Origin of the sequence: Lysinibacillus sp. CD3-6 (assembly GCF_006351725.2) — a bacterium.
Classification (GTDB): domain Bacteria; phylum Bacillota; class Bacilli; order Bacillales_A; family Planococcaceae; genus Lysinibacillus.
On sequence record NZ_CP085880.1, the window covers coordinates 2,506,990 to 2,532,979 of the forward strand.

The following is a 25,990-nucleotide window of genomic DNA, read 5'->3' on the forward strand; positions in this document are numbered from 1 at the left end:
TTAAAATTTAGGAATTAATCATATCCATAATTGTGATTAGAAATATTGCAATGGTTAATAATATCCATACACCAATTAGCAAATAGTTTGAAATTGTTTTTTTGCCTTTTTTCAATTCTTGAATTTTAGTCACTAGTATTATTATAGCTACAATGGTCAATGTAATATTTGTAAGATGCTCAAAAATGAAACCAAGTAGTGCAAGCAGTAAAAGAACAATACCAAAACCGATTTTTATCTTTTCAAATTTCGATTTTTTCATATTTCAATTCCCTTCTGTGGTCAACTTTCACAGAGTCAATACATTTATGACGCACATGCACAATTAATAAAAGCGTAGAACCCGCAAGTTAGAAATTGCTACATTCATCATGGACTTAGTGTATATATATGCTTTAATTGTAAAAGAAGCGATTGCCCTTATTTGGACAATTGCTTTCCTTTGTTTTCAATATGAAAATATCCATTAAAAATTGACTTTTGTTTCAGCATATTTAGCATGAAAAATGACATATTCCCCTTGATCCATTGGACCAGAAAAAGTGCAATAACCGTTACTATTGCTGGAATGGGGATTTAAGAAATGGAAAAGAATAAAGAACAATGTCGTAGGTTTTTTCAAGATTTTTAACATCTAATCCTGCCCTATCGACTTTTACCTCGCAATTTGTAATCTTTTTCGAAATACAATTAGTGTTAAAATATTTAATAAAACAGTTACAACGAGAAGGACAGTCGCAGCGAAAATTACAGCGCCTGTTGTGTCCATAAGTGCACTCCAATCCTCTATGTTAACGAGATGATATTGATAATACAATTGAAAAATAAGTGCAATTGCACAAGCACTCAAACTCAAACTAGAAAGCAATCCCCATATTATATAGTCGTGCTTTTTAGATTGCATAAGGCCAACAATAGGAAGTAGCCATGCAATTAGTCCAATTACTAGACTACCAACATTCAGTAAACCAATCATTTCTAAAGCCCCCCTCTTTATCTTTATAATGCCCATTTATTTAGCATGTAGACGTTTAGAGTATACAAATAGTTCCAATTTTCATTCCTCTACATTCATTAAATAAATCGCCTTGTCAAAACCCCCACGTTTAGCCTTTTTCTGCTCACGAATTCCTTCTAGATCCTCAAAACTTACACCTAACGCATTGATAGCTGTATGTATTAATTCTAAAAGATCAGCTAATTCTTCAATGCCCTCCTGAACGTTTACGGTCTTATGAAACTCTTTAGCTTCTTCTATTATTTTTGCTTTTACTTCTACTAGAAGCTCCTGTGGTTCTAAAATTCTTGCATTATACTGTAAACCATCTGCTTCAATAATTTCTAAAATCCGATCTCGTACTAACTTATTATAAATAGGCATTGGCATTCTCCTTTATAGTGTCATTACAACCTCATTGTAATATATTTCAAATTATTTCACCGCTCTATTTAATCCAATAACCAAACTTCAATTAAATGCATGTTTAATAATTTATGTAACCGACACTTCGATACATCTCGAAATATTAAGAGTTTACAATGAATTTTGAAAAAAAGAATATTTAGTAGGAGGCACTAAAAATGAAAATAAACAAGCAAATAACAATTCCCAATACAAAAATGATAAATCCGAAAATTTTATATTATGGATTCCCTGTTATTTTACTTAGCACTTTGAATGAGGATGGAACAGTGAATATTAGCCCTTTATCTTCTTCTTGGGCATTGGGAGAGTATATAGTATTAGGTATCGGTATTGATGGGAAGGCCATTGAAAATTTAGAACGTCATCCTGAATGTGTCATTAATATACCAGACCCCTCACTGTGGGAAAATGTTGAACAATTAGCTCCTTTTACAGGAAAAAATCCAGTTCCAGAATTTAAAAAGCAAAATGGCTATACTTATAAAAAGGAAAAATATAATATTAGTGATTTAACACCTATAAAAGCTACATTAGTAAAACCCACTCGAATTATGGAGTGTCCCATTCAAATTGAAGCAAAAGTTACACACATTCGTAAACCAGACTATTCTTCTCATTTTGCCATTGTTGAGACACAAGCAATACAAGTACATGCACATACGGAAATTGTTATTGAAGAAAATCATATTGATCCAAATAAATGGAGCCCACTTATTTATAATTTCCGTCATTATTTTGCTCTTGGTCACAACTTAGGTAACAATTTTCGAGCATAGCCATTTCGAAGTTTGAACAGTAACGCTCATAAGCGAATCTGCCCTAAGCGAAAAATCCCTTATACGATATGTAACCGAAAATATACAGAGAAAGCAACCTACTACTTTGATTTCATTTTCTTCAATAGTCGCAAGTAGTCGGTTGCTTTATTTTTATGCTTTATATTTTATCCTAGCTTCTTTAGCAACACAGTGTGATGATTTAAAAATTGATGTTTAAATTTACTTTCCATCATCCAAACGATCTTCAATACGTTCTTCTATAACTTTCTTTTCTTCATGCCACCATAATGCTTCTTCGGGATCTTCTAAAATCTCTTTTATTTCAGCTTTCTCTTCAACAGCTGGTGGTGAACCTCGAAGTGCCATGCCAGAAGTATCTTTTAGAAAGATGGAAACAACAATAATACCGACAACAGATGCAAATATCACATAGTAGGCAGGTACCATTTCATTCATCGTTTTACTAATTAACCATGATACAAGTAGTGGTGTAGTACCACCGAACAATGACGCAGAGATATTAAATGTAATCGCCAATGCCCCATTTCTTACATTTGTGAAAAATAGAGACGGCAATAGCGCTGGCATTGTTCCCTGAAAAGAAGCGGAAAATACTGCAAGAATCAATAATCCCCAAAATACATGCAATGTATTGCCACTACCAATTAAATTAAACGAAGGTATACTTAAAAGGATTAGCCCAATTAACCCTCCTTGAATAATCTTTTTCGCTCCTATACGGTCACTAAAATACCCCATTAGTAGAACAATCGGTATCATGATGACCATGACGATGACAATTAATAAAAGCCCTTCCGCTTCGCCATATCCAAGCACAGCCGTTAAATGAGATGGCATATACGATAATACGATATAATTGACAACAATATAAAAGAAAACAACAAACATACCGACAACGATTGCTCTCCAGTGGAATTGTAAAATATTTTTTACAGATATAGCATTTTCATCTTCTGTCTTCTCTTTCATTGCCTCAAAAGCAGGCGTTTCTTCTAAATTATTTCGCAAATAAAAGCCAATTAAACCAATAGGAGCTGATAAGAAGAATGGAATACGCCAACCCCATTCCAACATTGTGTCCTGGCCCAAAATATAAGTAAGTAAAGTAACAAGACTAGCCCCTGCGATATAACCAACTAAAGTTCCTACCTCAAGGCCACTTGACATAAATCCTCTTTTCTTATCAGGAGTGGATTCAGCAATAAACGTCATAGCACCTGAATATTCTCCCCCCGATGAAAATCCTTGAATTAAACGTGCTATGAGTAAAAGCACTGTGGCAGTATACCCTATAGATGAATGGGATGGAATTAAGCCAATACTTAACGTCGCCAGTGCCATCATAACTAAGGTAATAGCTAACACCTTTTTACGGCCTAATCGGTCCCCAAGCATCCCAAAGAAAATTCCTCCGATAGGTCGAGCAACAAAGGCGACAGCAAATGTCGCAAAAGAAAATACTAATTGCATAGGACCACTGACTTCAGGAAAAAATACTTGTCCAATAGTAGCAGCTAAATAAGAGTAAATGCCAAAATCAAACCACTCCATACCATTACCAACAGCAGTTGCTATAACAGCTTTACGGGCGGAACTTGTGTCAACTACAGTAATTTCTTCTTTTTTCAACTTTGGTTTCGATTTTCTCTTCAATTTTGGGCTATTATTGTTATTATTATCAGCCAATCGAAAGCCTCCTCGTTGTTAAAATTAATACATACTATTGTTAAGCTATCCAATATGTAATTTATTATTAATTTCTTCATTCAAAATGTTTCTTTTAAAGTGTCTGGTTCCTATTTATATAAGAAAAGCCCTCCACAGATTATGTGGAAGGCTTTTAAAACATTTGTAAATCAAATCATCCTACACCTTATTAAGTTCACTAAACATATATTTGCAGATTTTTCTTTTTAGAAAAAAACCCCTCGAAAATCATATACAAAGTGAGTACGAACCAAAAGCTAAATAACCATATAGTATTTTCTTTTAAGTCTGTCATCATTACAATCGCACCAAACAGCGTAATCAATATTTTAATGATTAATTGACCAAAATACATACGCCTTTCTATCGATAGAAAAATAAAGATATACCCGAGTCAATTAAACTATTATTTTCAAATGGAAAAATCATTGTTATTTTTATAATTTATCTGCAATAACTTTACAGCTAATTTCACCATCAAACATTCGTGTCAGGATTACTCCTTCAACATAGTATGATGTTGATCTACATCATTTGTAACATGTCCTTCTTTTCCTGCCCCAATTCCAACAATTAACAGAACGAAAGATAAAAAAATGAGTAAAATAAGTGGGATTGACCATCCACCTGATAAATCATGCAATGTGCCAACCAACACTGGTCCAACTGCCGCTAAAAGGTAACCGAAAGACTGAGCCATTCCTGACATTTCTGCGGCTTCTTTTCCATCACTTGTTCTTAGTGTGAAGAACATCATGGATAGGCTGAAGGCACTTCCTCCCGCAATTCCAAGAATGATAGCGCATAAAGGAACAAGCACTGAATTTCCTTGCAGTAGCCCTGCTAATCCAATAATAAATAGAATGGCTGTTGTAATACTTAGACCAACTTGATTTTTCATTTTTTCCGCTAGTACTGGAACAATGAATGTTATAGGAATAAGTGAGAACTGCATTAGAAAAACAATCCAACCAGCAGCATTTGAGTTATACCCTTTCATATTTAAAATATCTGGTAACCATGTGATTAAAGTATAAAACATGAGTGATTGTCCACCCATAAATATTGTTATCTTCCAAGCGAGTGGAGAACGCCACAAACTACCTTTTTTCTTTATATTTACTTTAACTTGTACTTTCTCACCTTTTTGTCGTTTACTAAGCTGTGGTAACCACAGCAATAAAGAAATGAGTGTCAACACTCCCCATATGCCAAGCGCACCTTGCCATCCAAAATTACCAACAGAAGCAATAGGTGCACTTACCCCAGAACCAAGCGCACCGAATAGATTCATAAATATAGCATAAATCCCAGTCATTAAACCGATTTTTTGTGGGAAATTCATTTTTACAATGCCTGGAATAAGTACATTACCCATTGCAATTGCAACTCCAATTAAAATTGTACCAGAAAATAAAGAGAAAATTCCTGAAAATGAGCGAATTGCAATCCCAATTATAAGTAATATAAGGGATAAAGTAATCGTTAATTCCATGCCAATGCGATTTGCTATTTTTGGAGCAAACGGTGAAAGCAGTGCAAAGGCAAGTAAAGGCACTGTTGTAATCGTTCCGATAAGCGCATTACTGATACCAAGATCATCTCGTATCAAAGGGATAAGTGACCCAGCAGAAGTTAAGGGCACTCTTAAATTAGACCCCACTAAGATTATACCAATTAGTAATAACCAGCTATTTCTTGTATTTTTATTTAATGTAGATGATATGGCTTCCTTATTCATGTTGTTATTCCTCCATCAATTTCACAATTACTTTTCTTAATGCCTCCATATAGTTTTCAACATAGTTTGCAGCAGCTACTTTATCCTGACTACGAATGGCTGTATATAACTCCTTGTGCAGTTCTTCTTCAAAGTTAAAAGGCGCATTCATTGTCAGTAAATCTTCCACAAACGAATAGATGATTTCTAAAAGTGGCTCGTATAAATCAATTAAGAGCTGATTGTTAGAAGCCACTACAACAGCTTTATGAAAACGAATATCTAACTCTATAAATTGTTGACGATTACTATTTTCAGCAGCTTGAAGCGAATCTTGAATATATGATTCAAGTTTTGCTAAATCCGCTTCTGTCCTATGTTCAGCAGCCAACTGGGCAGCCTGTTTTTCTAAAGCTAAGCGCACATCAAGGATTTCAAGCAACGCTGATTTTTTTACATAACGTTTAAGTGCTGCTCCAAGAGAATTGGCAGAGCGTACGGTTGTTCCGCTGCCTTGTTTCGTTTCCAGTAATCCTGCATGTACTAAGGCACGAATTGCTTCGCGAAGTGTATTACGGCTGACATCAAACTTTTCCATCAATTCCATTTCAGGAGGAATTCTTTCTCCTACTTGCCAGCTTCCAGATTCAATTAACTGCTCTATTTGAGAAGCAACCTGTTCTACTAGGTTCATTCTGTTTGTTTTTTGAATCATAATTACGCCCCCTTTAAATTTGTAGGATGATTGGTATGTTGGTAAAGTTAACATAAAGAAAAAGGGTTGTCAATCCGATATACATTCTGATTAACATTGCTGATATATAGGTAAAATGCGCATGTGAATTTCTAACTTGACGGTAGGAATAAAAATTCGAATTGTAAATTAAAGTAGAATTATATTAGTGAGGGAATCATCTGCTCTAAGTTTTGATAGTACCGAATTGAGAAAATGACTTAAATTTTGTAGAACGAATAACGCAAAGTAAAGATTAATCTCGTTATGTTGGAAATCAACAAATTATAAAAGTAAATAAGATAGATACAAATCTACTTTAATTTAGTTGCTGTATGTAATTAAAACATAAATAAAAACCACCTATAAAAACAGGTAGTTTTTTATTGGCTTTATGCGCCTATTGGAGGGTAGCACTGAACTTTGTAATTTTGATTTTCTCAACATTTAATTCTCTGTCGTCCATTAAACGTGTTGATTTTACACACCCTACTTTTCAGAGTATCCAGCATGTATTTTATACAACAGCTTTGCTGAATAGCCACTTCCATGTTTATAAGTTAACTGTTATATACGTAAAACCGAAAAAAATCCAACAAGTTATTCTAACGTTGTTGGATTTTTACTTTCAACAGATATAATTTGACGATTCGGCCATTCGAGTGCGTGAAGTCTCCCTCCAAATACAGCTCCGCCATCAATGCCAATAATATTATTGTCACCAAAATAAACATCGTAATTTGTTGGGTCTTTATGCAACTCATATGTTTGTGTATGCCCAAAAATCACCGTTTTCTCGCCTTTATAACCAGTATGAAATTCCTCTCGAACCCATAAAAGTCGTAAGGGGTCTGTGTCCGCTAACGCTACGCCCGGCACAACACCACCATGGACAAAAATTGCATCTTCTAACTCTATATACGTTTCAAAAGTTTCTATAAGCTGTAAATGTTCTTCGAGCTTCGGTAATGTTTGAATGTAACTAGGTAATGTATTAGTGAGTAAAGCATCTTCAAAATCTTCCATATGATAGCCATAGCTAGCGAGTGTCGCATCCCCGCCATTGACTGCAGCCCAATGATTCCAAGCTTTTGGAGTCCCTAAACGACATGCTTTTAGCATAAGTGCTTCATGATTTCCCATTAGCACACGTGCCCCAGTGGCTTGTAGCTCAGCAACTATATTCAACACACCACATGAAGCAGGTCCCCGATCAATATAATCTCCGAGCAAAAATAGTTTATCTTGTGTAGCATCAAACTTTACCTTTATTAATAATTCTTCTAAAAGTTCTAATTCCCCATGTATATCACTAATGGCTAAAATTCGTGTCATAAAAAGCATCCTTTCTAGTATAACAGGCGTTACTTTCCATTATAGAGAAGAATGTTACAAAATTCGACTTTTTTCGGTTATAAATGATTGCAAAGATACCTATACCGTTATACCACCTATAGAAGTACTATATACAGTCATCAATCCATTTACAATTACTCCTGATAGAGCTATTGCTACATTCATTTTGCACCTAATTGAGTAAAATATCTTTTCAATTTAAGAGTATTTTGTTTCCCCTTAATGAGTTTTCTAATCTTCCAAGGTTTTTACAGTTGATGGTGAATCTGTTTCTAAATAGATTATTATATTTATAGAGGATTTCCAATAAAGTAAGAAATGAGGAATTTCATATGAAAGAGACTATAGTTGACAAGGCAAAGAGTATTTTAGAAGGAATGGAAATTGGATTTTTTGATACAGCTAAAAATTGGGATGAAGATAATTATGATGAGTATTATCAATACTTTTCAAATCCGAATTTCGAAGTTAGGAAGTATTCTCTTCTAATTTTTGCTGCTGGTTTAGGTAATTGGTTAATGGGCTCAAGCATTATCTTTCACCCAAATAAAAATCAAATATACAAATCGTCTAAAGACAGGATTTATAATGTTGAAGATTATGTTCGAACGTTTATTGATCATAGAGAGGCAATTAAACAAGAGTTTCCAATTTTATATAATGTAATAATAAATTATTTAATCCAGTTAAATAATACAGCACAATTTAGTTTAGTTGAAAAGCAATTGTACTTGGTACTTATAGAAGTGCTAACTGACTCAGGACTTGAAGAACATAAATATAACTTTAATGACCTATTAAGAGAAGTTGGGCTTCCTACTTTTTTAAAAAATTAAATAAGGGTTATTCTGAATTTGGAGCCAATCCATTATAAAACGATTTTTCACCGTCTAGCCAATCTCCATGCACGTCACAACAAAAGAGCAATCCCGCCTATTTGTGTGGATTGCCCTTTTTGGTATTGATGCATTTAATTTTCTACATCTACCATATGTGATGTGAAATTTTCGTTATGGATTCCTTCATGAACTGGTATGAAGATGCTTATTTGTTCGGTAGGTTCGACATCGTCATTTGCAACAGAGTGAACGACTCCTTTTGGAACTAGGAATGTGTCACCTTCTTTATAGGACTTCCATTCACCGTTTTGTAGGAGTTTTACTTTTCCTTTTGTAATATGAATCACTTCAGCCACGTCATGATAATGGGGCAATACGGCTCCGCCCACCTCAATGCGTTCTCTTAAGACCGAGCTGACACTTACACCTAGTTCATCCGATTCTTTGGCACTTAGGAGCTCATGGTGATGGACATTGCGGTGCTCTGTAAATACATTCCATTTTAATTCATCACCAATTTTCACCTTCGTCTTTTTTTCGGTCATTCCAATCACTCCTTATATGATACTTTGATACTTTCATGTCCGTGCGATACTCGTTTAGTCGAAAATAACGGTACCTGTCCTTCCAAGGATTGCATCCTTTGCTTTATCTAGCGAGGTGATTATCGACTTTCTGCCTTGCTTGCCTCTGACGAATGAAATAGCTGCCTGGACTTTAGGAAGCATACTTCCAGGCGCAAAATGCCCTTCTCTAATCAATTTTTCCGCTTCGTCAACAGATAAATAATCAAGGTTTTGCTGATTCGGCTTACCAAAGTTGATCGCGATTTTTTCGACGGCTGTCAAAATAAACAAAAAGTCTGCATTCAACTCATCAGCTAAGCATCTACTTGCCAAATCTTTGTCAATAACCGCTTCCACGCCGATTAAGGAATGGTTGTTTTCCTCGACTACTGGAATACCTCCGCCACCAACAGCAATGACAATGCGTCCTGCATTCACCAAGTCGTTAATAATATCTTTTTCAACGATTTTAATAGGAACAGGCGATGGAATAACCCGCCGATAGCCGCGGCCAGAATCCTCAATATAAATGTCACCTGTTTCAGCCATTAATCTTTGTGCCTCTTCTTTTGAATAAAAGGAACCAATCTGTTTTGTAGGATTTTGAAAAGCGTGATCGTTCTTATCAACCACCACCTGACTGACTATCGTTGCGACTGATTTATTGATGGAGCGCTTTAACAGTTCTTCTTGGATTGCATTTTGCAAATGGTAGCCAATATACCCTTGGCTCATTGCCACGCACTCAGCAAAGGGCATGCTGGAAATGCTAGCATGTTCCTTCGAGCTTTTTTCAAATGCAAGATTTATAGAACCGACTTGCGGCCCGTTTCCATGGGCAATCACTACATCATGACCTTGGTCAATTAAATCGACAATCGGTTTTGCCGCACCGTGTACTAATTGCTGCTGCTCCTGGGGCGTAGAACCAAGAGCGTTTCCTCCAAGTGCTATTAATATTCTACTCATTTACAGCACCCTCTCCATAAACTTCATAGAAACGAAGGAGGCCTTTTTCGAAGCATTCCATAGGAGGATGGACGATACCCGCACCAATTTGCCCGATTCCAGCTACTTTATGTGCTATACCTGTATTAATGACTGGAAGAATGTTTGTTTCAATTACTTTTTTAATATCAATTCCAAATGCAGCTCCGCGAAAGTTTAAAGTGGGAATGGAATAATTGCTATTTTCACTTACCGTAATTTCATACATTTGCTCGCTATATTGAATGGCGTCTTTTACCTCGCCTCCAACAAATTGAACAATCGCAGGGGAACCGCCCATCGCAAATCCGCCAATTCCCATCGTTTCTGTGATGGCACTATCCCCTAGATCCCGCGTTGCCTCCTCCTCTGAATACCCTGGGAAAAATAAACCTTTAATGTAGTTTGCGGGTGCTGTAAACCATTCTGTTTTTCCTAGCCCACTAATGCAAATGCCAAATTCTACACCGTTTCTTGCCATTGTCGTGACAACAGTGGAATATGGAACACCATGCCCTGCATCAAGTGCCGCTTTACATGCTGGCATGGACAAGTTTAAGAAATAGTGTTCATTGTTTTGGATGAAACGCAAGACCTCTCGTAATGTGTCAGTCTCGATATCGATCTGCATGAAATAATCAGCAATCTCTCGGTAGAAAAGACTTGTTGCCGCCTTATTGCGATTATGGCATTCATCCCCCATATGAAGCGCTTGTGCAGTAATGGATTTCAAATCAATACCACCTGTTAGCACAAGAACCTTTTTCAATGCAGGGGCAAAAACATCGCGCAGCCACTTTAGCCGATCAATTACTTCGCTGGAAAAAGCACCAAAACGCAATACCTTGCCTAGACCTTCATTAATCGAACAATAGGCTCTGTTTCCATGAGTTCTGTTTTCAATGACATGTACTGGCATGGATGGCGAGACGATGCCCGCCATTGGCCCAACTGTTGAATGCTCATTGCATGAGCCAAATTCTATTTCTCCAGCATTAATTAATGCTCTCGCTTCTTCCGCGTTCGCTGCCATTCCTTCGAAAATGAGCGCTCCGATAATTGCACCTTGCATTGGACCAGCCATGTTTTCCCAGTCGATTGGAGGTCCAGAGTGCAGTATTTTTTTGCTGTGCATACTTGGAATGACATCGATAGCCCGCTCAATATCGATTAAGAAAGGATGGGCATCCTTAATGCGTTGAATGGCTTCCTGGTTTGCCTTTTCTACTCTTTCATTGTCCTGAAAGAAATCTAATGCTTTGAGTAGTTGAATATTGCCTCCTGCTGGGGGCTGCCAGTCCACTTGAATTGTTTCGATGCCCTGCAGGTCTAAATCTTCTTTAAATTTGGACGTTCCGATGTTCATCACACGTAATGGCTGATTAAAAAGCTCATTTAGCGTACTCAATTTAATTGACCTCCTTTTGCACAAGCATTGCTGCAATTCTCGTTGCCATTTCATTGCTGTCAGCCACATAAACACCAACAGATTGAAGTTTTTTTTGCTGCTGCTGATAATCTTGCTTATCTTTGAAAGTTCCGCAAATATAGGCAACGATCGGCAAGTACCTTCCTGCCTGTGCGGCCTCATCCCTTGCTAATTTAATTGTATCTAGCGTCACACCTACTGGATCATCATGAGCACCAAATCCCAATTCAAAGTCCAATAATAAGACAGCCGTTTTTGGGTCTTTTGCTTCTTGAAGAATTCGTTCATTTCTAAGTGAGGGCTCTATCATCGGATGAGGTTTACCCTTTGTAAATTCGTCATCTCCCATATCCAGCAACGTATGGCCTACACTATAGGTAATATCGCTAAGTTTCTCTTCCACTTTCTTTGCTACATTGCTTTTGACAGTTTTTCCTGTAGATCGGATAATGGACAATGCTTCTGCCGTCAGCGTACCGCCGCAAAATAATCCGCGAATGTCCTGTTGGGATTCCTTTAATTTTGCTTTTTCTGCTGTGATCCATCTTTGCACACCATCCGTAATTTCCGTTTCAATTACTGCTTGTGGATCAAGTATTTTAACAGACTTGCGAGCAGCATCAATTAATGTTGGTGAAAAAGTTGCTCCTGCTGCCTCTACTGCTTTTGCATCTCCATCCAGGAAGCAGACTACTACTGGTTTTTTACATTTTTTCACTGCTGTAAGAATTTTATCCTGAACACTTGGGGCAGGCGGCTTTGAAATTAATGTGATGACCTTCGTATTCTCATCGTTTTCCAATGCTTTAAGCCCTTGAAGCATCATAATACCGCCGATTGATTCATGGAGATCGCGACCACCTGTGCCAATCGCTTGTGTAATGCCAAACCCGAGGCGGTCGATTTGCACTGTCACTTCTTGTAGCCCAGTACCAGAAGCAGCGACTAAACCAATGCCTCCTTCGCTTACTTTATTCGCAAAGCAAAGTCCGCTGCGATTAATAATTGCTGTACCGCAATCTGGTCCCATGACAAATAACCCATTGTCTCTACCTGTTTCCTTCAACACTTTTTCATCTTCGATACTAACATTGTCACTGAACAGCATGACGTGCATGCCTTTCTTTAAGGCTTGATTCGCTTCGCGTGCAGCATATTTCCCAGGAACAGAGATAATTGCCATATTAGCGCTGGGCATAAGATTCAATGCTGAATTTATAGTTTTCGCTGTTTGATTATTTTCTTTTCCTTTCTTTTCCTTCTTAGCTGTTAGTTCCGTATAGATGAGCTCCATCACTTCCTCTACACGCTCATCAGTATCTGTAATCAAGGCAATAATCAAATCATTTGCTGTTGCTACTTTTGCCTCATCTGTCAGCAGTCCAATGTTTGCCAGCAATTCTTTGTTCATTTGGGTCGCCATCGAGATAACTGCTTGTTCGACACCCTCGATACTATTCATTTTGCTGGACAGTGACATTAGCGTTACCGAATCATGATAGGCGTTCCTTTCTATCAATACTTTAGATGCCATTATGTATTTCCTCCTTATGGTCTATAAGCTGTTGGTATGCCATGCTGACACCAGTCAACATATCCGTCCCAGAGGTAGATCCAATTTTTAACACTCTCTGTAAATGAGGAATTGGATTACTATCCATGTTGTCCAATACATCAAGCAAGGCTTCATTAAGCTGCCCCTCCAAGCATTGCTTTAACATAAAATAGCTAACAGTGGTTGTTCTTCCTTTCAACTTCTGTAGCCACTCGGCGCTACAGCTTTCAACTTTCTTATAAAGAGGGGCTTCAAAATATTTCCAAGTTGCCAGCAGCCCTGTTAGAAAATCATCGCCTGCTGGTGTCAGCCCGATCCCAAGACCCGCAAACTTTAATAAAAACGTATCGAGCTTATCTGCCTTTATTTCCTGATTTAGCTGATTTAACCCCTCCAAAAAAGAGGAAAAGTAGAAATCCTTCTGTGTGGCAGTAGGAACTTCCCAATCTGGATAAGTGAAACTTTTCCATGCTGGAAAAATCCCTGCCGTTGCTCCGCTGTTTAGAATGAAATGGTTCAATAGCGACAAGTGGTAACAAGTTGGCTCTTGCTTAGCTTGCCAGCGCGGCTTAATACCTCTACTCCAAAGTGCCGCATTTGAAAAATCCCATTGCCAATCGCTAATTTTCAAAAGATTATAATCTACTAAATAAATTTCTTTAGTCGACTTTAAAGTTGAACACATTTCAGAAAAAAGATCATTTTCTAAGGTTTTCATCATTCCTGGTGATTGAATCACCTCATTCTTTGCCAAAGAAAATAGCAAAGTGCCGTCATTGGTTATGAAATTGACCACCTTATCGAAAATACTGTGGATTGTTCCGATTTGTTCGCCAATCGGTTGGTGGCGTAACCATTCAAGCAGACGGCCGTCCATCTGATTGATTTTACATGTATTTGTTCTGACCATTGATATCACCAAATTTTCAAGATTGACAATTTCAGTAAACGACCGAGAATTGTTCTCCCTATCTATAACAATAATAGATATTTTTGGACTTCTTACTTATCATCATGGGGCAGAATGAGTTTGAGAGGTATATAGGGGCATGCTATGGACATGGGAATAGCGCATGCCCTCAAAAGCTTTATCGACAATAGAAAATTTCATGGATTTATCTGGTTGAAAGTTGCTTTCCTTATTTACCTAGTGAAGCAAGCAGATTCTGAGAAGATGCTGTCCACCCAAAGATGCCACCTTGCTGGTTGATCATATGTATGGAATCTTCATGGTCTCTTGGATCAAATGCCGCAGAGCAATCTTCGAGCAGTAAGCATTCAAATCCACGGTCATTCGCTTCACGAATTGTTGTTTGCACACAGACATGTGTCGTTACGCCAGCAACAAGCAAATGTGTAATGCCTTTATTTTTCAAAATCACTTCAAGGTCTGTTTGATAGAAAGCGCCTTTCCCAGGTTTGTCAATAACAATCTCGCCTTCAACTGGCTTTAGCTCATCGACAATATCATGACCATATTCACCTCGGATAAGAATTCTTCCCATTGGGCCTTCATCACCGATGCCTGCACCTTGCTTGCTGCCACGTTTTAGTTTGCTTGGCGGGCAATCCGATAAGTCTAGTCGATGCCCTTCGCGGGTATAAATCACCATCAAGCCTTTTTCACGTGCAACTTCCAGTACTGTCTGAGTGGTAGGAATGATGGCGCGTGTGAGCGTAATATCATTCCCCAGCTTCTCGCCAAATCCGCCAGGTGCACAAAAGTCACGCTGCATATCAATGATAATTAGGGCAGTTTTTTCTAACTCAAATTCAAAACTATAAGGTTTCGCATCTATTGTATATACTTTACTCATGTAAATCTCCCTCTCAAATGTAATTTAAAATAGATAGATCTTGGATACTACCCGCAATCTGTTTTTACAAGGATTCTTATTGTTGGACTGAATAAAATACAGAAAAAACTATAGTTCATTATTTTGAGATATACACAAACTTCCATACGTTAATAACTGATACTATTCTTTTAACTGGTTATACAATAAAGGAAGGAGGATTTAATGTCTTCTTTAGAAAAGATGAAGGACAGCGTTTACTAACTCTGCGCCAAGAAAGATTCCTATTACCCCGACAATTCCGATAAGAGGAGGCGCTGGAACTGGCAGCTTGATGAATTTGAATAATATGCCTACTAGTAAACCTCCAATTAAAGACAGAACGATCTGCAACATCTTACTTGCTCCTTTTTATGTGGGATGTATTTATCAAAAAACATAGCAACCAATCATACACTTTTAATTTTTTTATGTACTCACCTTTCTCTTTTCTTTAAGAGCTTTGAAAAGAGAATCCATTAGTACACCTCCTAAAAATATACCTACCATTCCAAATATTCCAACTAACGGAGGGGCAGGTAACGGCAACTTAACTAATGAAAATAAAATGCCTACAATCAAACCACCTGCTAAAGACAAAAGATAGTCACGCATTTTAAACACTCCTTGTATCTCAAAGTGTAAACAGAAACCTATTACTTGAATCTTGTTTCTATGGCGGCTGAATATTGATTACCTCCATCCTTTAATACCTAAATAATAGCACTTGAAAGCGGTTTAATCATTGTAAGAAGTTGATATTTATTTCACTTTTAATTGGCAACTTTCTACGAATCGGAACGTCTTTTTAACAAAAAAAAGACATTGTCTTATAGACAATGTCTAAAGTAACGACAGTTGGGCGTTCCACCACCCTTACCCTTTTTTCAGTTGCAAGTATTGATGCAATTGGTATGCCAATGCAATTTCTGTTAATTCAAATCCGTCCTCACCGTCTATTCCAAGTTCTTTCAGCTTATTTATCCGATAGCGCATCGTATTATAATGAACAAACATATCCTCTGCTGTTTTATGCATATTTGTATTGTTTTGTATATAGTATCTAAGGGTTTCTAAAAGATTAGTATTCTTCTTTTTATCATATTCGAACACTTTACCTAATTTTTCATTTACGAAATCTTCCAAGATGAAAAGATTCTCAACATAATGAAAAAGACGGAACAATCCGATATCACTATAAAAATGCACATAGGATTGTTTATGTAAATTTTCTTTATACACTTTAAATACTAATGTTGAATTATCGTAGTACTCTTTTATTTGTTTAAAATGGTGAATTGTATCGGAAATGCTGACTCCAAGATTTCCGTATTTCTCGAATAGAGAGAGAATCATATTCCCTAAATTACGAAGCTTTTGCCGAACATGTATTTCCGAAACGAGACTGATAAAACATACTAAAGAGTCATTAATGTATAATATCTTGCAATTTTCTATTGGCACATCGACTATTTTTGAAGCAGCTCTCTCAATATGGCCTGAATCAAGCATTTTGTGAAATATAGCTAATTTCTTTTCGCTTTCTTTCTCACTTGTTTTAATGTTTAGCAAAACAAGGGGGAATTGCAAGTTCCATCTAAACACCTTCGCTTTTTCAATCATTTCGGTTTGGGAGGTATATTGATTATGAAAGATGTCCCTGACAAAACTGCTTAAATGATTTCTTTCTTTTTGAAGTAATGTCTCCTCTGTTTGAAATAAAAAAGCGATGATAAAAGATGCCTGCTCGATAGCGATAATCATATTTTCTGTCAGATTTTTTTCTTTATCCAGTAATACGACCAAAAAGCCATATTCATTACCACTAGCGTAAATACACTGAATAAAAAGATCATTTTTTTCATAAATGTCTTTACCGACTTGCACAGAAAATGTATTCTTGTTCGAGTTTGAATTAGTTGGCTTGTGATGAACTATAATTTCGTGTCCTTTTTGTATAGACGACCCAACATAATCGAAATCATTGTTAAGAAGCAGAACAGGTGCGTTTACAAGACTAGCTATAGAATGAATGAACTTGTTTACATCAGTGCCTTCCAATAATAGCTCTAGCAATTGCTGATGCATCTTATTCCTGAATTCTAAAAGTGAGGTCTTTACGTCTAAAAACTTTGTTAGTACCTGATTGGCAAGTGTCGATAAGTTTGCATCATTAGGGAGTTTCAGCAATGGAATCCCAAGTTCATTTGCTTGCTTCACCATGATTTCTGGAATTTCAGCGACATATCTTCCTGGCTTAATGGCAATCCCTGCAAGATTCATTTCAGCCAATTTCGGAATCAATGTTTGAATAAGCGCTGGTTTATCCGCAACAGGATATAATGTGGTGAGCAGTAATCCGTTTTGATCGATATATGCGTAAATATCAGGAACTTCCATAAAATACACGTTTTCTACTCTGCGGCTCAAACCAGAATGGCCAGCAATCACTTCTACGTTTTCGAACCTCTCCATCTTCAATACATCACATATAGTAATAAACATATTATCACTCCAAACGAGGGCAGATTGTTCCCCTTTTTTCGTTTTTTAGTTTAAATGCTCTGTGTGACAATTTTATTATGGATGCGGTGATTACATGGAAAATGAATTCACCGCCCAGAAAATTTCATTGAAATATACCTTGTGAGAAACAAGATTTTTTTAATTATAACACGACTATGAAGACGGACCACGTTTCATCATTAATGGTGGTAAAGCTTGTTTTCTACTAAAAAATCTTTTTTAGTTGTTGTCATTTTTAGATAAAGAAATCCAAGATGCCTATCAAATAAGCCTCTTGGTCTCTGCTGATTCTATTAATTAATTTCGGTTACTAGTGCATTCACTAAATGCTGCCAACTGTTTTACTAGTGAACTCCATTCACCATAGAAAAGGGCAAGTAAAGATATTCAAGTTTGATTAGCAATGCCATTCTTTTGAGAGTACCAAACTGCTATCCGCAGCCGCGGTAATGTCAACCTTTTATCAAGGAGCAAAGACTTCTGGATTATCGTCTCGCCATGCGCCTATGCAACCAATTAGACAGACCGTGTAGCTTCGCATGACCTTTTCGATTTCACTGTTCGCATATTCAATTACGATATTTACGCCTGACTTGCGCCACGCCAATATTCGACCAGAAAATCCAGGCCAGCTACAGTCTTCATCCATTTCAGGTTGACCATATGCCTTTATCGACTGCTCTGGTGTTGAGCTCATCGTGATTCCCTTTGGAAGCTTTCCGGAAAACGGAGCTTTAATTCTGTCATCCGACCCAGGCGCTAGAAAATGTACGGCACCAATGATCCATTCGTCTTGATTTGTATAGTTGAGTCCAGTCAAATCATTTATTTTTGGTGGGCGATAAATATCGAAACGGATGGATGTTTTCACAGACCAGATAATATCGTCTTTGAAATAGCTGTTCGGAGAGGGCATTCTTTTGACACCGAATGATTGCAATAACGCTTGAACATTCCTGGGATTATACGGTTGGCCAAGCAGTTCAATGAGTAGTTCAGCTGGTTCTTTCATGTGTATTTCTACTCCTTTCGCTTCTTTCAAGGGATATAACGTTCCTTGAAAGACCCTTTTCTGATAATACCTCCACTATCTCGTTATGCTGGGGTACAACCATGGGCTCTGTATTAATGCTTATATTCTACATTGTTTTCAATATCCCCTTCTTCAAGTATTCTGCCAGGTTATCTGCCCAGGTCATATACCATCAACTCTACACATCAGAAAATGAAAGTTTATTGCGATCTTTCATGCGAGTGGAAGAAGGATTATTTAACAACTTTATTATCTCTGTACAATTTGAGTTCAACAACATTCTTTAACTCTCGTGCCTATATTGTTTAGCACTTTCTTTTTCCAAAGCACCCTTAAAGCAAGTAACTTGTTCGATGATATCTTGTAAATGGCTCCTTTTTGTCGACTATAGCCCCTATCCCTTTAAAGAAAAAAAGCAACCGACTTCTTCGATTCCATTTAAAAAATGGTCACTTTTTAGTCGGTTGCTCTTATTGTTATAGTTTTAGACTTGCTTTAAACCCTTGCTATATCAACTACTCTTGAATAGCAGCTTCTAAAGCAACAACGATCATGTCGTTGAATACCTGAACTTTCATAGAAAATCAAAAATGCTCAAAAGCCCTCTATATCAGTATCTTGTTGATTACGAGCTGTATTTAAGAATCAATAATATTAAATAAAAATCTTTAATTTTCTTTTTTTGGTCGGTTTTTGGTCGGTTTAGTCGGGCAATTTTTTTAGTAATAAGACCACCCATAATGGAGTGGTCTTTTTCTTTTGATAATATTAATTAAAACATTTATCTTATTATATTAATTACATATGTTAAAAACGCTAAAATTAATATCCTTCCTTATCTAGTCTAATAGCATCATCAATTAATTGACGTTTAAACTCCTCATCTCTTTGTTCAGCATCTGTCTTGATTGCTGGATCCTCATCATCTGTAGGAAACCCATCTAATATATAACGGCATAAATCACCAACGTACTTTTTATCACTTGTGTTATATAAGTTACACTTATATTCATCGTATTGTACTTTTACCATATATCCGCCAAAACTTAATATTAGTATCAATCCGATAACTATTATCACTTTTACCTCTTTATCTAGCTTATCGATAAATTTAAACAAAATATATATTCCTCTTTAACTTTAAATAAATTTTAAAATCCTTTGTTTCTAATTGAATACAAAAACCATTCATCATAGGAGTGGTCTTTACTTTTTAAATAGTTCATCAGAACTTATAAAATTATTTTATCACCAGGATTATCTAAATCCCTTTTTATATTTATGATAATAAGTATACGGTGTGACTCTTCAGTAACTCTCCCGATATCAACAATTTGTTGTATTTCTGCAATATCGTTTGTATATTGTTTTTGGGAATCTCTCACTTCCATAACTTTTTGGCCTAAATCAGTATCTCCCCAGCGAACCACATTGAGTTCTATCACTAGTTGGTAACTTTGTAAATTCAATTCAATCACCCCTTTTGTTTTTAATTGTAAATTACTACCTATTTTTTATAATACCTCAAACACCTTTATTTTGGTAAACTATTTCCATAATATTTTTAAACTGCCTTACCAATCGTTCTAAGTATCTCCAAAAATAAAGGTGACATCTGAATAAATACATAGCATAGATCACATTCATGAAACCATGCTTGTTCTCTCTCTTCAACAATGGACCAAAAACATCCTTGTAACATAATTACAATTTCAAATCGAAATATAATAAAAAAACCACCCTTCACGGAGTGGTCTTATATTTGGCTATTCAACTAAATTAAGAATTTTTAAGAATTTATTCTTGCATAATAATTTAATTCTTTAATTTTAACCTGTTTGGCTCCAATCAATTTCATTAAAAGCGTTCTATGATTCCCTTCCCCAGAAATTATATAACCTAAGTTTTCATAGTAATTCGCATATACTTGGCTCCAGTCTAATGTATAAACATTTTCTTTTATAAATGCGTCTACAAATTTTTGAGAATCAGTATTAGAATGATTTATTAATTTATTCAAATAATAATCAAATTTTTCTTTCTTGAAATACTGCGGGTGACCATGTGGAGGATTCTTTCGCGCTAGATTCTTATGTGTAAGCTCTCCTAACCCTAACCAAGAAACCCCTTTTAATTCTCTATTAAACCTACCCAAAGAAATAATTTCATCAATATTAATAGTTATCTCTTCTCGCACAGTTTTTTTATACTCGTATTCATCTTGAAAATCTGCTATTAATAACACTTTTTCGTTGTTCATTTTATCCAATTGTATATTTGAAATTCCAATTTGTATTAATGTTTTAGCCAGCGTCATCTTTAATTCCTCCCTCTCAAAAATAATTATAATGCAGAAACATTTCTATCTATAGTAAAAATACACATTCAATATAAATATTCAAAATGAGTCAATTCTCCATCTCTTTTTTATGTCCTAAAAATTCAGGGTGGCTATATTTAAGTACTGACAATCTGTCCGTAGTTGAAACGTGATGACTTAGATATATAGGTATTATTAAGTATGAAGGCACTTATAATTTGCAAGTACCTACAAAATGTATTCAGGCACCCTCATTCTGTCGGTACCTAACAAATTACCATTCCAACCAATTTTCTAACGCTGGTTTACTTTGCACAATTGAATGTGGAAGGCTATTGTGTTCTTTTAACCAGTTGTAGAAAGGTACTGGACGCTTTCTATTTTGAGTTTCTTCTATAGATGGAGATTTACTCAACTTATTTTCCGAACGGTCAATAGCCTTGTTATAGGCTCCTACAAATACAGCTCTCAATGTACTTGCAACAGTTAAAGTTCCTTCTTTAATATCCATAGCAATTTTGAATAGAACATTTTTGCTTTAATGAAATCAGTTGCATTTTGAACTGGTGCAGCTATTACAACCTTGTGTAGTTCATCTTTTAAGCTATCAGCCAATGGCAAGCTATTCATGAAATCAAACAGCATCACTTGGTACTCGTTCATGTATTCCTTACAAGCTTCTTTTTCAGCGTGAGCGTTATTATATACTTCCTGTAAAGTGCTTGTTTTAAAAGAAGAAAGATTAAAAGATTTTGATGATTGGTTATCAGATTGTGGACGGCAAACCGCGTCATTACTGCTTTCGTCGTCTATCACTCGTTGGGACACGCTCGTTGGGACATACGGTAGAATGCGATAAATGCTTGCACCTTTAATGCCGTTTAATTTGCTTTGTGCTACCTTTTCGACAATGCCTAACTCCACCAATTTCTTAACACTTCGATAAACCGTCTTTGTACTGATTTCCAATGCATCAGCTATTGTCGATGCCTTTAAATGGCATGCCCCTGTGTGTTCTAAGCTGTGACTAGCTAGTTTGTAAACGATAGCTCGTTCTGATTCTGTTAGGTCGTAATAGTGAATTGCCATGTGGTCTTCCACACTCTTATCCATATCTGCTACTGAATCGAATGTTGTGTATTGTGCTAAGTATTCGAATGCCATTTGTGTTTCACCTCATTTCTATACCAATATTCGTATATACGTTTATTTAGATATATCATAATATACGAATATTCGTATAGTCAATACCTTTAGATAAATTTTATTCGATATTGCGTATAAACGTATATTCTGATATATTTTGTATATGGATTAAATAACGGAAGGTGGTTTAACATGCGGATAAAACTTAAAGAAGTAATGGAAGAACGAGGACTTACACAATCAAAATTAGCAGAAATGACAGGCATTCGCCAAGCAGCTATCAGTGAAATTGTAAACAATCGTAGAGACACAATTAACAAAGCGCATTTAGAAACCATTTGTAAGACATTAGAAATAACAAGTTTTGACGATATATTAGAATGGGACTAACAGATAACTAATAAGGGTTGTCTGTTTTTTATATGTACTTTCATGACAAAATTTCCTAAAATGGAAACATAGAGGAAGGATATATAAAATGAAAAAATTAATTTTTAGTGCTGCTTTGGTATTAAGTTTAGGTTTAGCTGGATGTGGTGATAGTTCTATAAATGATAAACCAAAAGAAAGCAATACTAATGCAGAGGCAGAGCAAAAGGTTTTAGCTAAAACTACGGAAGATGTTATCCAACACTTTAAGGATGATAATCTTGAAATCGGAGAAGTTTCGGATATTACCAAATGATGAATTTGGTAATATCCGAAAAGAAGGAAAAAGAATTTTAATTCCTTCATTAGGTTCCGATGCAGGAGGCAGATTATTCCTATTCGATAATGAAGAAAACTTACAGAAAGCTAAAAGTTATTACGACGAATTAAGTAACTCTGGTCCAATGTTTTATTCACACACACATCAAAGTGGACTTTTCTTACTTCAGATGAATGGCGATATGGAAGATAATGATTTTGCAAAATATGCTGCATCTTTAGAAGAAGCTGTTACTGGTTCTACTAGCATAAAAATAACCGAGGAAAGTAAAGCGAATAAAGTTGAAAACTTAACAGATGCTCAAGTTGGCGATGTAGTGAAAGATGATTTCGCTGGAACATATACTATTACGGATTTGTACATTGCACCTACTGATAAATATAAAAGTGCGGATGTAGAGTTTACTATTAATCAAATTAAAACAGCTAAATTAGTTGCAGAAGATCCTGATTTAATCGAAACTAAACCTGAAACAAACGTTTTAATCTTATCAATTACAGGAGAAAACCTTTCTGATGATACTGTAAGTTTCCACCCTAACACAGCTAAAATGACAACTGATACAAAGCGACAAATCAGTTCGAATGTAATGATTTCTCCTTTTGAATCTGAATTCATTGGTAATATAATTCAAAAAGGCGAAGTAATATTTGACCTTGGTGAAGAAGGTTTAGAGGGAGTAACTGAATTAAAAATTATTTTTGATGGAACCGCAAAAGATGCTATGACAATTGGTGAAGAAGTTACTGTTGTAGTACCTGTAAATAAAAAATAAGTCACTCAATCGAGTGGCTTTTTTACAAAAGGAGATGAATATTTGAAATTTATTTCTAGGTTTATTGGATTTATTCTAATTTTATTTGGCAGTTTGTTGATGAATATAAATGAATATGGAGAAACATCAACAAATATTGCATTAAAGATTTCAGGGATTTTTATTTTAACAATCGGGTTTTTATATTTATTCCCTAATACAAGTTTCATTAAAAGAAAAAAAGACCAAGACGGCGATTAAGCTATCTTGGTTTATTTAGTTTGGTGACTTAATAATAATTTTTCTACCTGTGTTTTCAAAGCCATATTTGCATACGTCAACACAAGGTCCTCACCTGCTGTAGCAACAATTAAATCGCTAAAATATTCATCTGTCTTTTTCTACCTTACTACTCTTATTTTATCTTTAGCCAACAGCCTCTTAGAGTTGTAACATTCTTGTGAAATGTCATCTAAAAGCTTATCTAGTATTGGTAAATACACCTTTCTCATTTTAAGATTTTCAATCACCTTGTAGTCACGCTGTAATGTCTGTACTGCCATATCATAAACTACATATTTATGGAGTAGACGCCTTTGTTCAAAACTTATCATACAACTGAACGCTCCTTGTGAATGTTTGGAACAACTGCTAATACGCTATCAATCATGAAAGTTCGCTTTGCCTGTCTTATAAAACAGTATGCTTGAAATGATTCACCATTAATCTTTATGACTTTTACTCGTCTTTTTGTTATGGAACCATCTTTTGCTATATACATCATGTTTACTATTTGATTACGTTGCATTGCTTTTACCAGTTGTTCCTTCATATCAATCCACTCCTCCAATAAGAACGTTTGTTTGTATACATTACACGCACATTCGTTCGCTTTCAACAATACTAAAAGCATATATTTGGTTTAACTAATATAAAGATGAAATCCATTTTAACTAAGAATTTTAAATTAATCAAAAGTAATCAGGATATACATATTGTAATTTTTTTCTAATACATCTAGAATTTGAATATAATCTAAAAAGTACAGATAAAAAAAGGGGGGAGTCAAATGAAGAAACTGTTTATTGTATTTTTTTTACTAAGTATTTTAGTTGCTTGTTCTAATAATAATTCTACAGAAAACACAGAGGAGGAAAAAGTCCTATCTTATTCAGGAGAGAATGAAATTTGGAAAGCTAAAATTGTAGCTAAAAAATCAGATAAAGAAAATTTATATAATTACGAATTGAGTATTGAATATAAAAGATAAGATACTAATTACACCTAGGAATATAACAATCACAACATCTTTCCAATTCAATTTCATAAATTTCCCCTCCACTACTATAATATCCTGAATGGAAGTGTTTGTGAGTAAAATAATATAATCAAAAAGCCACACCTTGTTAGATGTGACTTATAGTTATTTATTATTTACGAATTCATTCATAATATTAGCAATTTCTTCTTCGAAAATTAAAATTTGTGAATGGATTAACTCTATTACATTATCGAAATTTTTCTCTACATTTCTAACCCTGGGAATCCATTTTTTTCTGAACTCTACATAGTTACTGAATTGGTTTTCTTTACCTAACCCTAAACTGATAGACAATATCTCATTAACTTCTACAGTTAATGGTTTAAAAAATTTCTCTTGTTCATTAATAATTTCATAAATTAATTCTTTAAAATGCGGTCGTAAAGAATAGATTTTATTATAAGTATAAATAAATTTATCTCTTTTATTTTCAACTTCCTCAAGAAGAAATTCGTTTTTCAACTTATGTTTATCAAATTTAATACCAATTAAATTTTCTGTAACACCATTACAGTCAGCCACATAACCGTCCCAACTACCTTTTAAATTGAAATAATCCATCCTTGTTTCAAATAATATATTTAAAGCATCTTCAGCTCTTTTTATATTCAATTCTGCCAAAAACATTTCTCTATTCTTTTTATCCTGCAATTCTAATTGTTTAGTAAGTTGCATTTTTGCAATTAAATACGCTGAAAATGCCCCAGCAATCCCACCAAACATACTTAATAATCCGCTAATAATGGCAATTCTATTAGGTTTTTCAAGGTCATCAACACCAATTTGATACGCAATAATGGTAAGGAATACTACAACACCAATTGTTATCCCTGCCAATGCTATCAAAAATTTTACTAATAAGTTCTCGCTTTTACCCACTACAATACCCCCACATTTTACTAAATTAAATAGTATCATGAGAGCACAATAAAGACTACACTTCTATGAATGTAGTCTCTAATTGCTTGTTTGTAGCAACACACGTACAAGCAACGTGCTTAATTATTGTAAGTAATATTTTTTTAACGCATTTCCGTGCGCTTTTGAAAACTTATCACAATATCAATTTACTACAGATTTTTGCGAACTTCCCTGGTGTTAACAAGTTCACTTTTTTCAAGGGAATAAAAAATATAAGGTTATCATTGTATATCCGAATGCAAATGTTAATTTTTGAAACAACCATTTATCTCTTGAATAGAAGAATAAACCCCACACCATAATGCAC

General features: G+C 35.4%; 32 protein-coding genes. 7 read left to right on the forward strand and 25 right to left on the reverse strand.

Features of this window, described 5'->3' with window-relative positions; genetic code table 11:
• Positions 1 to 7: 7 nt before the first annotated feature.
• The 3 genes from FH508_RS12110 to FH508_RS12120 all read right to left on the reverse strand — a co-directional run bounded on the left by FH508_RS12110 (position 8) and on the right by FH508_RS12120 (position 1,381).
• Complete coding sequence (locus tag FH508_RS12110) at positions 8 to 262, reverse strand: hypothetical protein (protein ID WP_172771567.1); 255 nt, start codon at positions 260 to 262, stop codon at positions 8 to 10.
• Between the two features lie 393 nt (positions 263 to 655).
• Positions 656 to 976: a hypothetical protein gene (locus FH508_RS12115; protein WP_172771568.1), complete on the reverse strand. Its 321-nt coding sequence runs from the start codon at positions 974 to 976 to the stop codon at positions 656 to 658.
• Between the two features lie 81 nt (positions 977 to 1,057).
• Entirely contained in the window at positions 1,058 to 1,381 is a 324-nt protein-coding gene (locus FH508_RS12120; protein WP_172771569.1) for a nucleoside triphosphate pyrophosphohydrolase, read from the reverse strand.
• Between the two features lie 200 nt (positions 1,382 to 1,581).
• Here FH508_RS12120 and FH508_RS12125 point away from each other — a divergent pair, with 200 nt between their 5' ends.
• Positions 1,582 to 2,202, forward strand: a complete 621-nt coding sequence (locus FH508_RS12125; RefSeq protein WP_172771570.1) for a flavin reductase family protein — start codon at positions 1,582 to 1,584, stop codon at positions 2,200 to 2,202.
• 222 nt (positions 2,203 to 2,424) lie between these two features.
• Here FH508_RS12125 and FH508_RS12130 read toward each other — a convergent pair whose 3' ends face one another.
• The 4 genes from FH508_RS12130 to FH508_RS12145 form a co-directional block, all read right to left on the reverse strand.
• Positions 2,425 to 3,912, reverse strand: a complete 1,488-nt coding sequence (locus FH508_RS12130) for an MFS transporter (protein ID WP_172771571.1) — start codon at positions 3,910 to 3,912, stop codon at positions 2,425 to 2,427.
• 517 nt (positions 3,913 to 4,429) lie between these two features.
• Entirely contained in the window at positions 4,430 to 5,674 is a 1,245-nt protein-coding gene (locus tag FH508_RS12135) for a CynX/NimT family MFS transporter (protein ID WP_172771572.1), read from the reverse strand.
• A gap of 4 nt (positions 5,675 to 5,678) precedes the next feature.
• Positions 5,679 to 6,368 carry a FadR/GntR family transcriptional regulator gene (locus tag FH508_RS12140; protein ID WP_172771573.1) on the reverse strand — a complete coding sequence of 230 codons (690 nt, stop codon included), beginning with the start codon at positions 6,366 to 6,368 and terminating at the stop codon, positions 5,679 to 5,681.
• Between the two features lie 618 nt (positions 6,369 to 6,986).
• A complete protein-coding gene (locus FH508_RS12145; protein ID WP_172771574.1) occupies positions 6,987 to 7,721 on the reverse strand; it encodes a metallophosphoesterase in 735 nt (244 codons plus the stop codon).
• 353 nt (positions 7,722 to 8,074) lie between these two features.
• Here FH508_RS12145 and FH508_RS12150 point away from each other — a divergent pair, with 353 nt between their 5' ends.
• A complete protein-coding gene (locus FH508_RS12150) occupies positions 8,075 to 8,578 on the forward strand; it encodes a hypothetical protein (protein ID WP_172771575.1) in 504 nt (167 codons plus the stop codon).
• Positions 8,579 to 8,712: 134 nt separating this feature from the next.
• On the opposite strand, the gene FH508_RS12155 is transcribed toward FH508_RS12150, so the two are convergent.
• The 15 genes from FH508_RS12155 to FH508_RS12225 all read right to left on the reverse strand — a co-directional run bounded on the left by FH508_RS12155 (position 8,713) and on the right by FH508_RS12225 (position 21,996).
• Complete coding sequence (locus FH508_RS12155; protein ID WP_172771576.1) at positions 8,713 to 9,126, reverse strand: cupin domain-containing protein; 414 nt, start codon at positions 9,124 to 9,126, stop codon at positions 8,713 to 8,715.
• A gap of 54 nt (positions 9,127 to 9,180) precedes the next feature.
• On the reverse strand, positions 9,181 to 10,116 hold the full coding sequence (gene arcC / locus FH508_RS12160) for a carbamate kinase (protein ID WP_172771577.1): 936 nt from the start codon (positions 10,114 to 10,116) through the stop codon (positions 9,181 to 9,183).
• Complete coding sequence (locus tag FH508_RS12165) at positions 10,109 to 11,542, reverse strand: YlbE family protein (protein WP_172771578.1); 1,434 nt, start codon at positions 11,540 to 11,542, stop codon at positions 10,109 to 10,111. Before FH508_RS12165 ends, arcC begins: the two co-directional genes overlap by 8 nt.
• 1 nt (position 11,543) lies before the next feature.
• A complete protein-coding gene (fdrA, locus tag FH508_RS12170; RefSeq protein WP_172771579.1) occupies positions 11,544 to 13,097 on the reverse strand; it encodes an acyl-CoA synthetase FdrA in 1,554 nt (517 codons plus the stop codon).
• Positions 13,087 to 14,028, reverse strand: a complete 942-nt coding sequence (locus FH508_RS12175) for an oxamate carbamoyltransferase subunit AllH family protein (protein ID WP_172771580.1) — start codon at positions 14,026 to 14,028, stop codon at positions 13,087 to 13,089. The genes fdrA and FH508_RS12175 overlap by 11 nt, the downstream gene beginning before the upstream one ends.
• Before the next feature lie 229 nt (positions 14,029 to 14,257).
• On the reverse strand, positions 14,258 to 14,935 hold the full coding sequence (locus tag FH508_RS12180) for a cysteine hydrolase family protein (protein WP_172771581.1): 678 nt from the start codon (positions 14,933 to 14,935) through the stop codon (positions 14,258 to 14,260).
• 213 nt (positions 14,936 to 15,148) lie between these two features.
• The gene (locus FH508_RS12185) at positions 15,149 to 15,310 is read right to left on the reverse strand and encodes a XapX domain-containing protein (protein WP_172771582.1); all 162 of its coding nucleotides are present in this window, start codon (positions 15,308 to 15,310) and stop codon (positions 15,149 to 15,151) included.
• Positions 15,311 to 15,382: 72 nt separating this feature from the next.
• Positions 15,383 to 15,568, reverse strand: a complete 186-nt coding sequence (locus tag FH508_RS12190) for a XapX domain-containing protein (RefSeq protein WP_172771583.1) — start codon at positions 15,566 to 15,568, stop codon at positions 15,383 to 15,385.
• Between the two features lie 261 nt (positions 15,569 to 15,829).
• Positions 15,830 to 17,458: a PucR family transcriptional regulator gene (locus tag FH508_RS12195; protein WP_172771584.1), complete on the reverse strand. Its 1,629-nt coding sequence runs from the start codon at positions 17,456 to 17,458 to the stop codon at positions 15,830 to 15,832.
• A gap of 484 nt (positions 17,459 to 17,942) precedes the next feature.
• Positions 17,943 to 18,491, reverse strand: coding sequence for a hypothetical protein (locus tag FH508_RS12200; RefSeq protein WP_172771585.1), 549 nt, complete (start codon positions 18,489 to 18,491; stop codon positions 17,943 to 17,945).
• Positions 18,492 to 19,334: 843 nt separating this feature from the next.
• Positions 19,335 to 19,631 carry a hypothetical protein gene (locus tag FH508_RS12205; RefSeq protein ID WP_172771586.1) on the reverse strand — a complete coding sequence of 99 codons (297 nt, stop codon included), beginning with the start codon at positions 19,629 to 19,631 and terminating at the stop codon, positions 19,335 to 19,337.
• 113 nt (positions 19,632 to 19,744) lie between these two features.
• A complete protein-coding gene (locus FH508_RS12210) occupies positions 19,745 to 19,981 on the reverse strand; it encodes a hypothetical protein (RefSeq protein ID WP_172771587.1) in 237 nt (78 codons plus the stop codon).
• 320 nt (positions 19,982 to 20,301) lie between these two features.
• Positions 20,302 to 20,829 carry a hypothetical protein gene (locus FH508_RS12215; RefSeq protein WP_172771588.1) on the reverse strand — a complete coding sequence of 176 codons (528 nt, stop codon included), beginning with the start codon at positions 20,827 to 20,829 and terminating at the stop codon, positions 20,302 to 20,304.
• 277 nt (positions 20,830 to 21,106) lie between these two features.
• Positions 21,107 to 21,343 (reverse strand): hypothetical protein, encoded by a 237-nt coding sequence (locus tag FH508_RS12220; RefSeq protein ID WP_228134053.1) that lies wholly within the window; start codon positions 21,341 to 21,343, stop codon positions 21,107 to 21,109.
• On the reverse strand, positions 21,319 to 21,996 hold the full coding sequence (locus FH508_RS12225; RefSeq protein WP_228134054.1) for a helix-turn-helix domain-containing protein: 678 nt from the start codon (positions 21,994 to 21,996) through the stop codon (positions 21,319 to 21,321). The genes FH508_RS12220 and FH508_RS12225 overlap by 25 nt, the downstream gene beginning before the upstream one ends.
• 174 nt (positions 21,997 to 22,170) lie before the next feature.
• Between FH508_RS12225 and FH508_RS12230 the strand changes: the two genes are divergently transcribed.
• The 4 genes from FH508_RS12230 to FH508_RS12245 all read left to right on the forward strand — a co-directional run bounded on the left by FH508_RS12230 (position 22,171) and on the right by FH508_RS12245 (position 23,702).
• Positions 22,171 to 22,368, forward strand: a complete 198-nt coding sequence (locus FH508_RS12230) for a helix-turn-helix domain-containing protein (RefSeq protein WP_172771589.1) — start codon at positions 22,171 to 22,173, stop codon at positions 22,366 to 22,368.
• An 88-nt stretch (positions 22,369 to 22,456) separates the two neighbouring features.
• On the forward strand, positions 22,457 to 22,663 hold the full coding sequence (locus FH508_RS12235; protein ID WP_228134055.1) for a hypothetical protein: 207 nt from the start codon (positions 22,457 to 22,459) through the stop codon (positions 22,661 to 22,663).
• Positions 22,629 to 23,462: a hypothetical protein gene (locus FH508_RS12240; protein ID WP_228134056.1), complete on the forward strand. Its 834-nt coding sequence runs from the start codon at positions 22,629 to 22,631 to the stop codon at positions 23,460 to 23,462. Before FH508_RS12235 ends, FH508_RS12240 begins: the two co-directional genes overlap by 35 nt.
• A gap of 42 nt (positions 23,463 to 23,504) precedes the next feature.
• Positions 23,505 to 23,702 (forward strand): hypothetical protein, encoded by a 198-nt coding sequence (locus FH508_RS12245; protein WP_172771590.1) that lies wholly within the window; start codon positions 23,505 to 23,507, stop codon positions 23,700 to 23,702.
• 140 nt (positions 23,703 to 23,842) lie between these two features.
• On the opposite strand, the gene FH508_RS24105 is transcribed toward FH508_RS12245, so the two are convergent.
• Together FH508_RS24105 and FH508_RS12255 are read right to left on the reverse strand one after the other, a co-directional pair.
• Positions 23,843 to 24,055, reverse strand: coding sequence for a YhjD family protein (locus FH508_RS24105; RefSeq protein ID WP_370635623.1), 213 nt, complete (start codon positions 24,053 to 24,055; stop codon positions 23,843 to 23,845).
• Positions 24,052 to 24,273: a transcriptional regulator gene (locus FH508_RS12255; protein WP_172771591.1), complete on the reverse strand. Its 222-nt coding sequence runs from the start codon at positions 24,271 to 24,273 to the stop codon at positions 24,052 to 24,054. Before FH508_RS12255 ends, FH508_RS24105 begins: the two co-directional genes overlap by 4 nt.
• A gap of 237 nt (positions 24,274 to 24,510) precedes the next feature.
• Between FH508_RS12255 and FH508_RS12260 the strand changes: the two genes are divergently transcribed.
• Positions 24,511 to 24,711 (forward strand): hypothetical protein, encoded by a 201-nt coding sequence (locus tag FH508_RS12260; RefSeq protein WP_172771592.1) that lies wholly within the window; start codon positions 24,511 to 24,513, stop codon positions 24,709 to 24,711.
• Positions 24,712 to 24,864: 153 nt separating this feature from the next.
• Here FH508_RS12260 and FH508_RS12265 read toward each other — a convergent pair whose 3' ends face one another.
• Positions 24,865 to 25,641, reverse strand: coding sequence for a hypothetical protein (locus FH508_RS12265; RefSeq protein WP_172771593.1), 777 nt, complete (start codon positions 25,639 to 25,641; stop codon positions 24,865 to 24,867).
• Between the last annotated feature and the right edge of the window lie 349 nt (positions 25,642 to 25,990).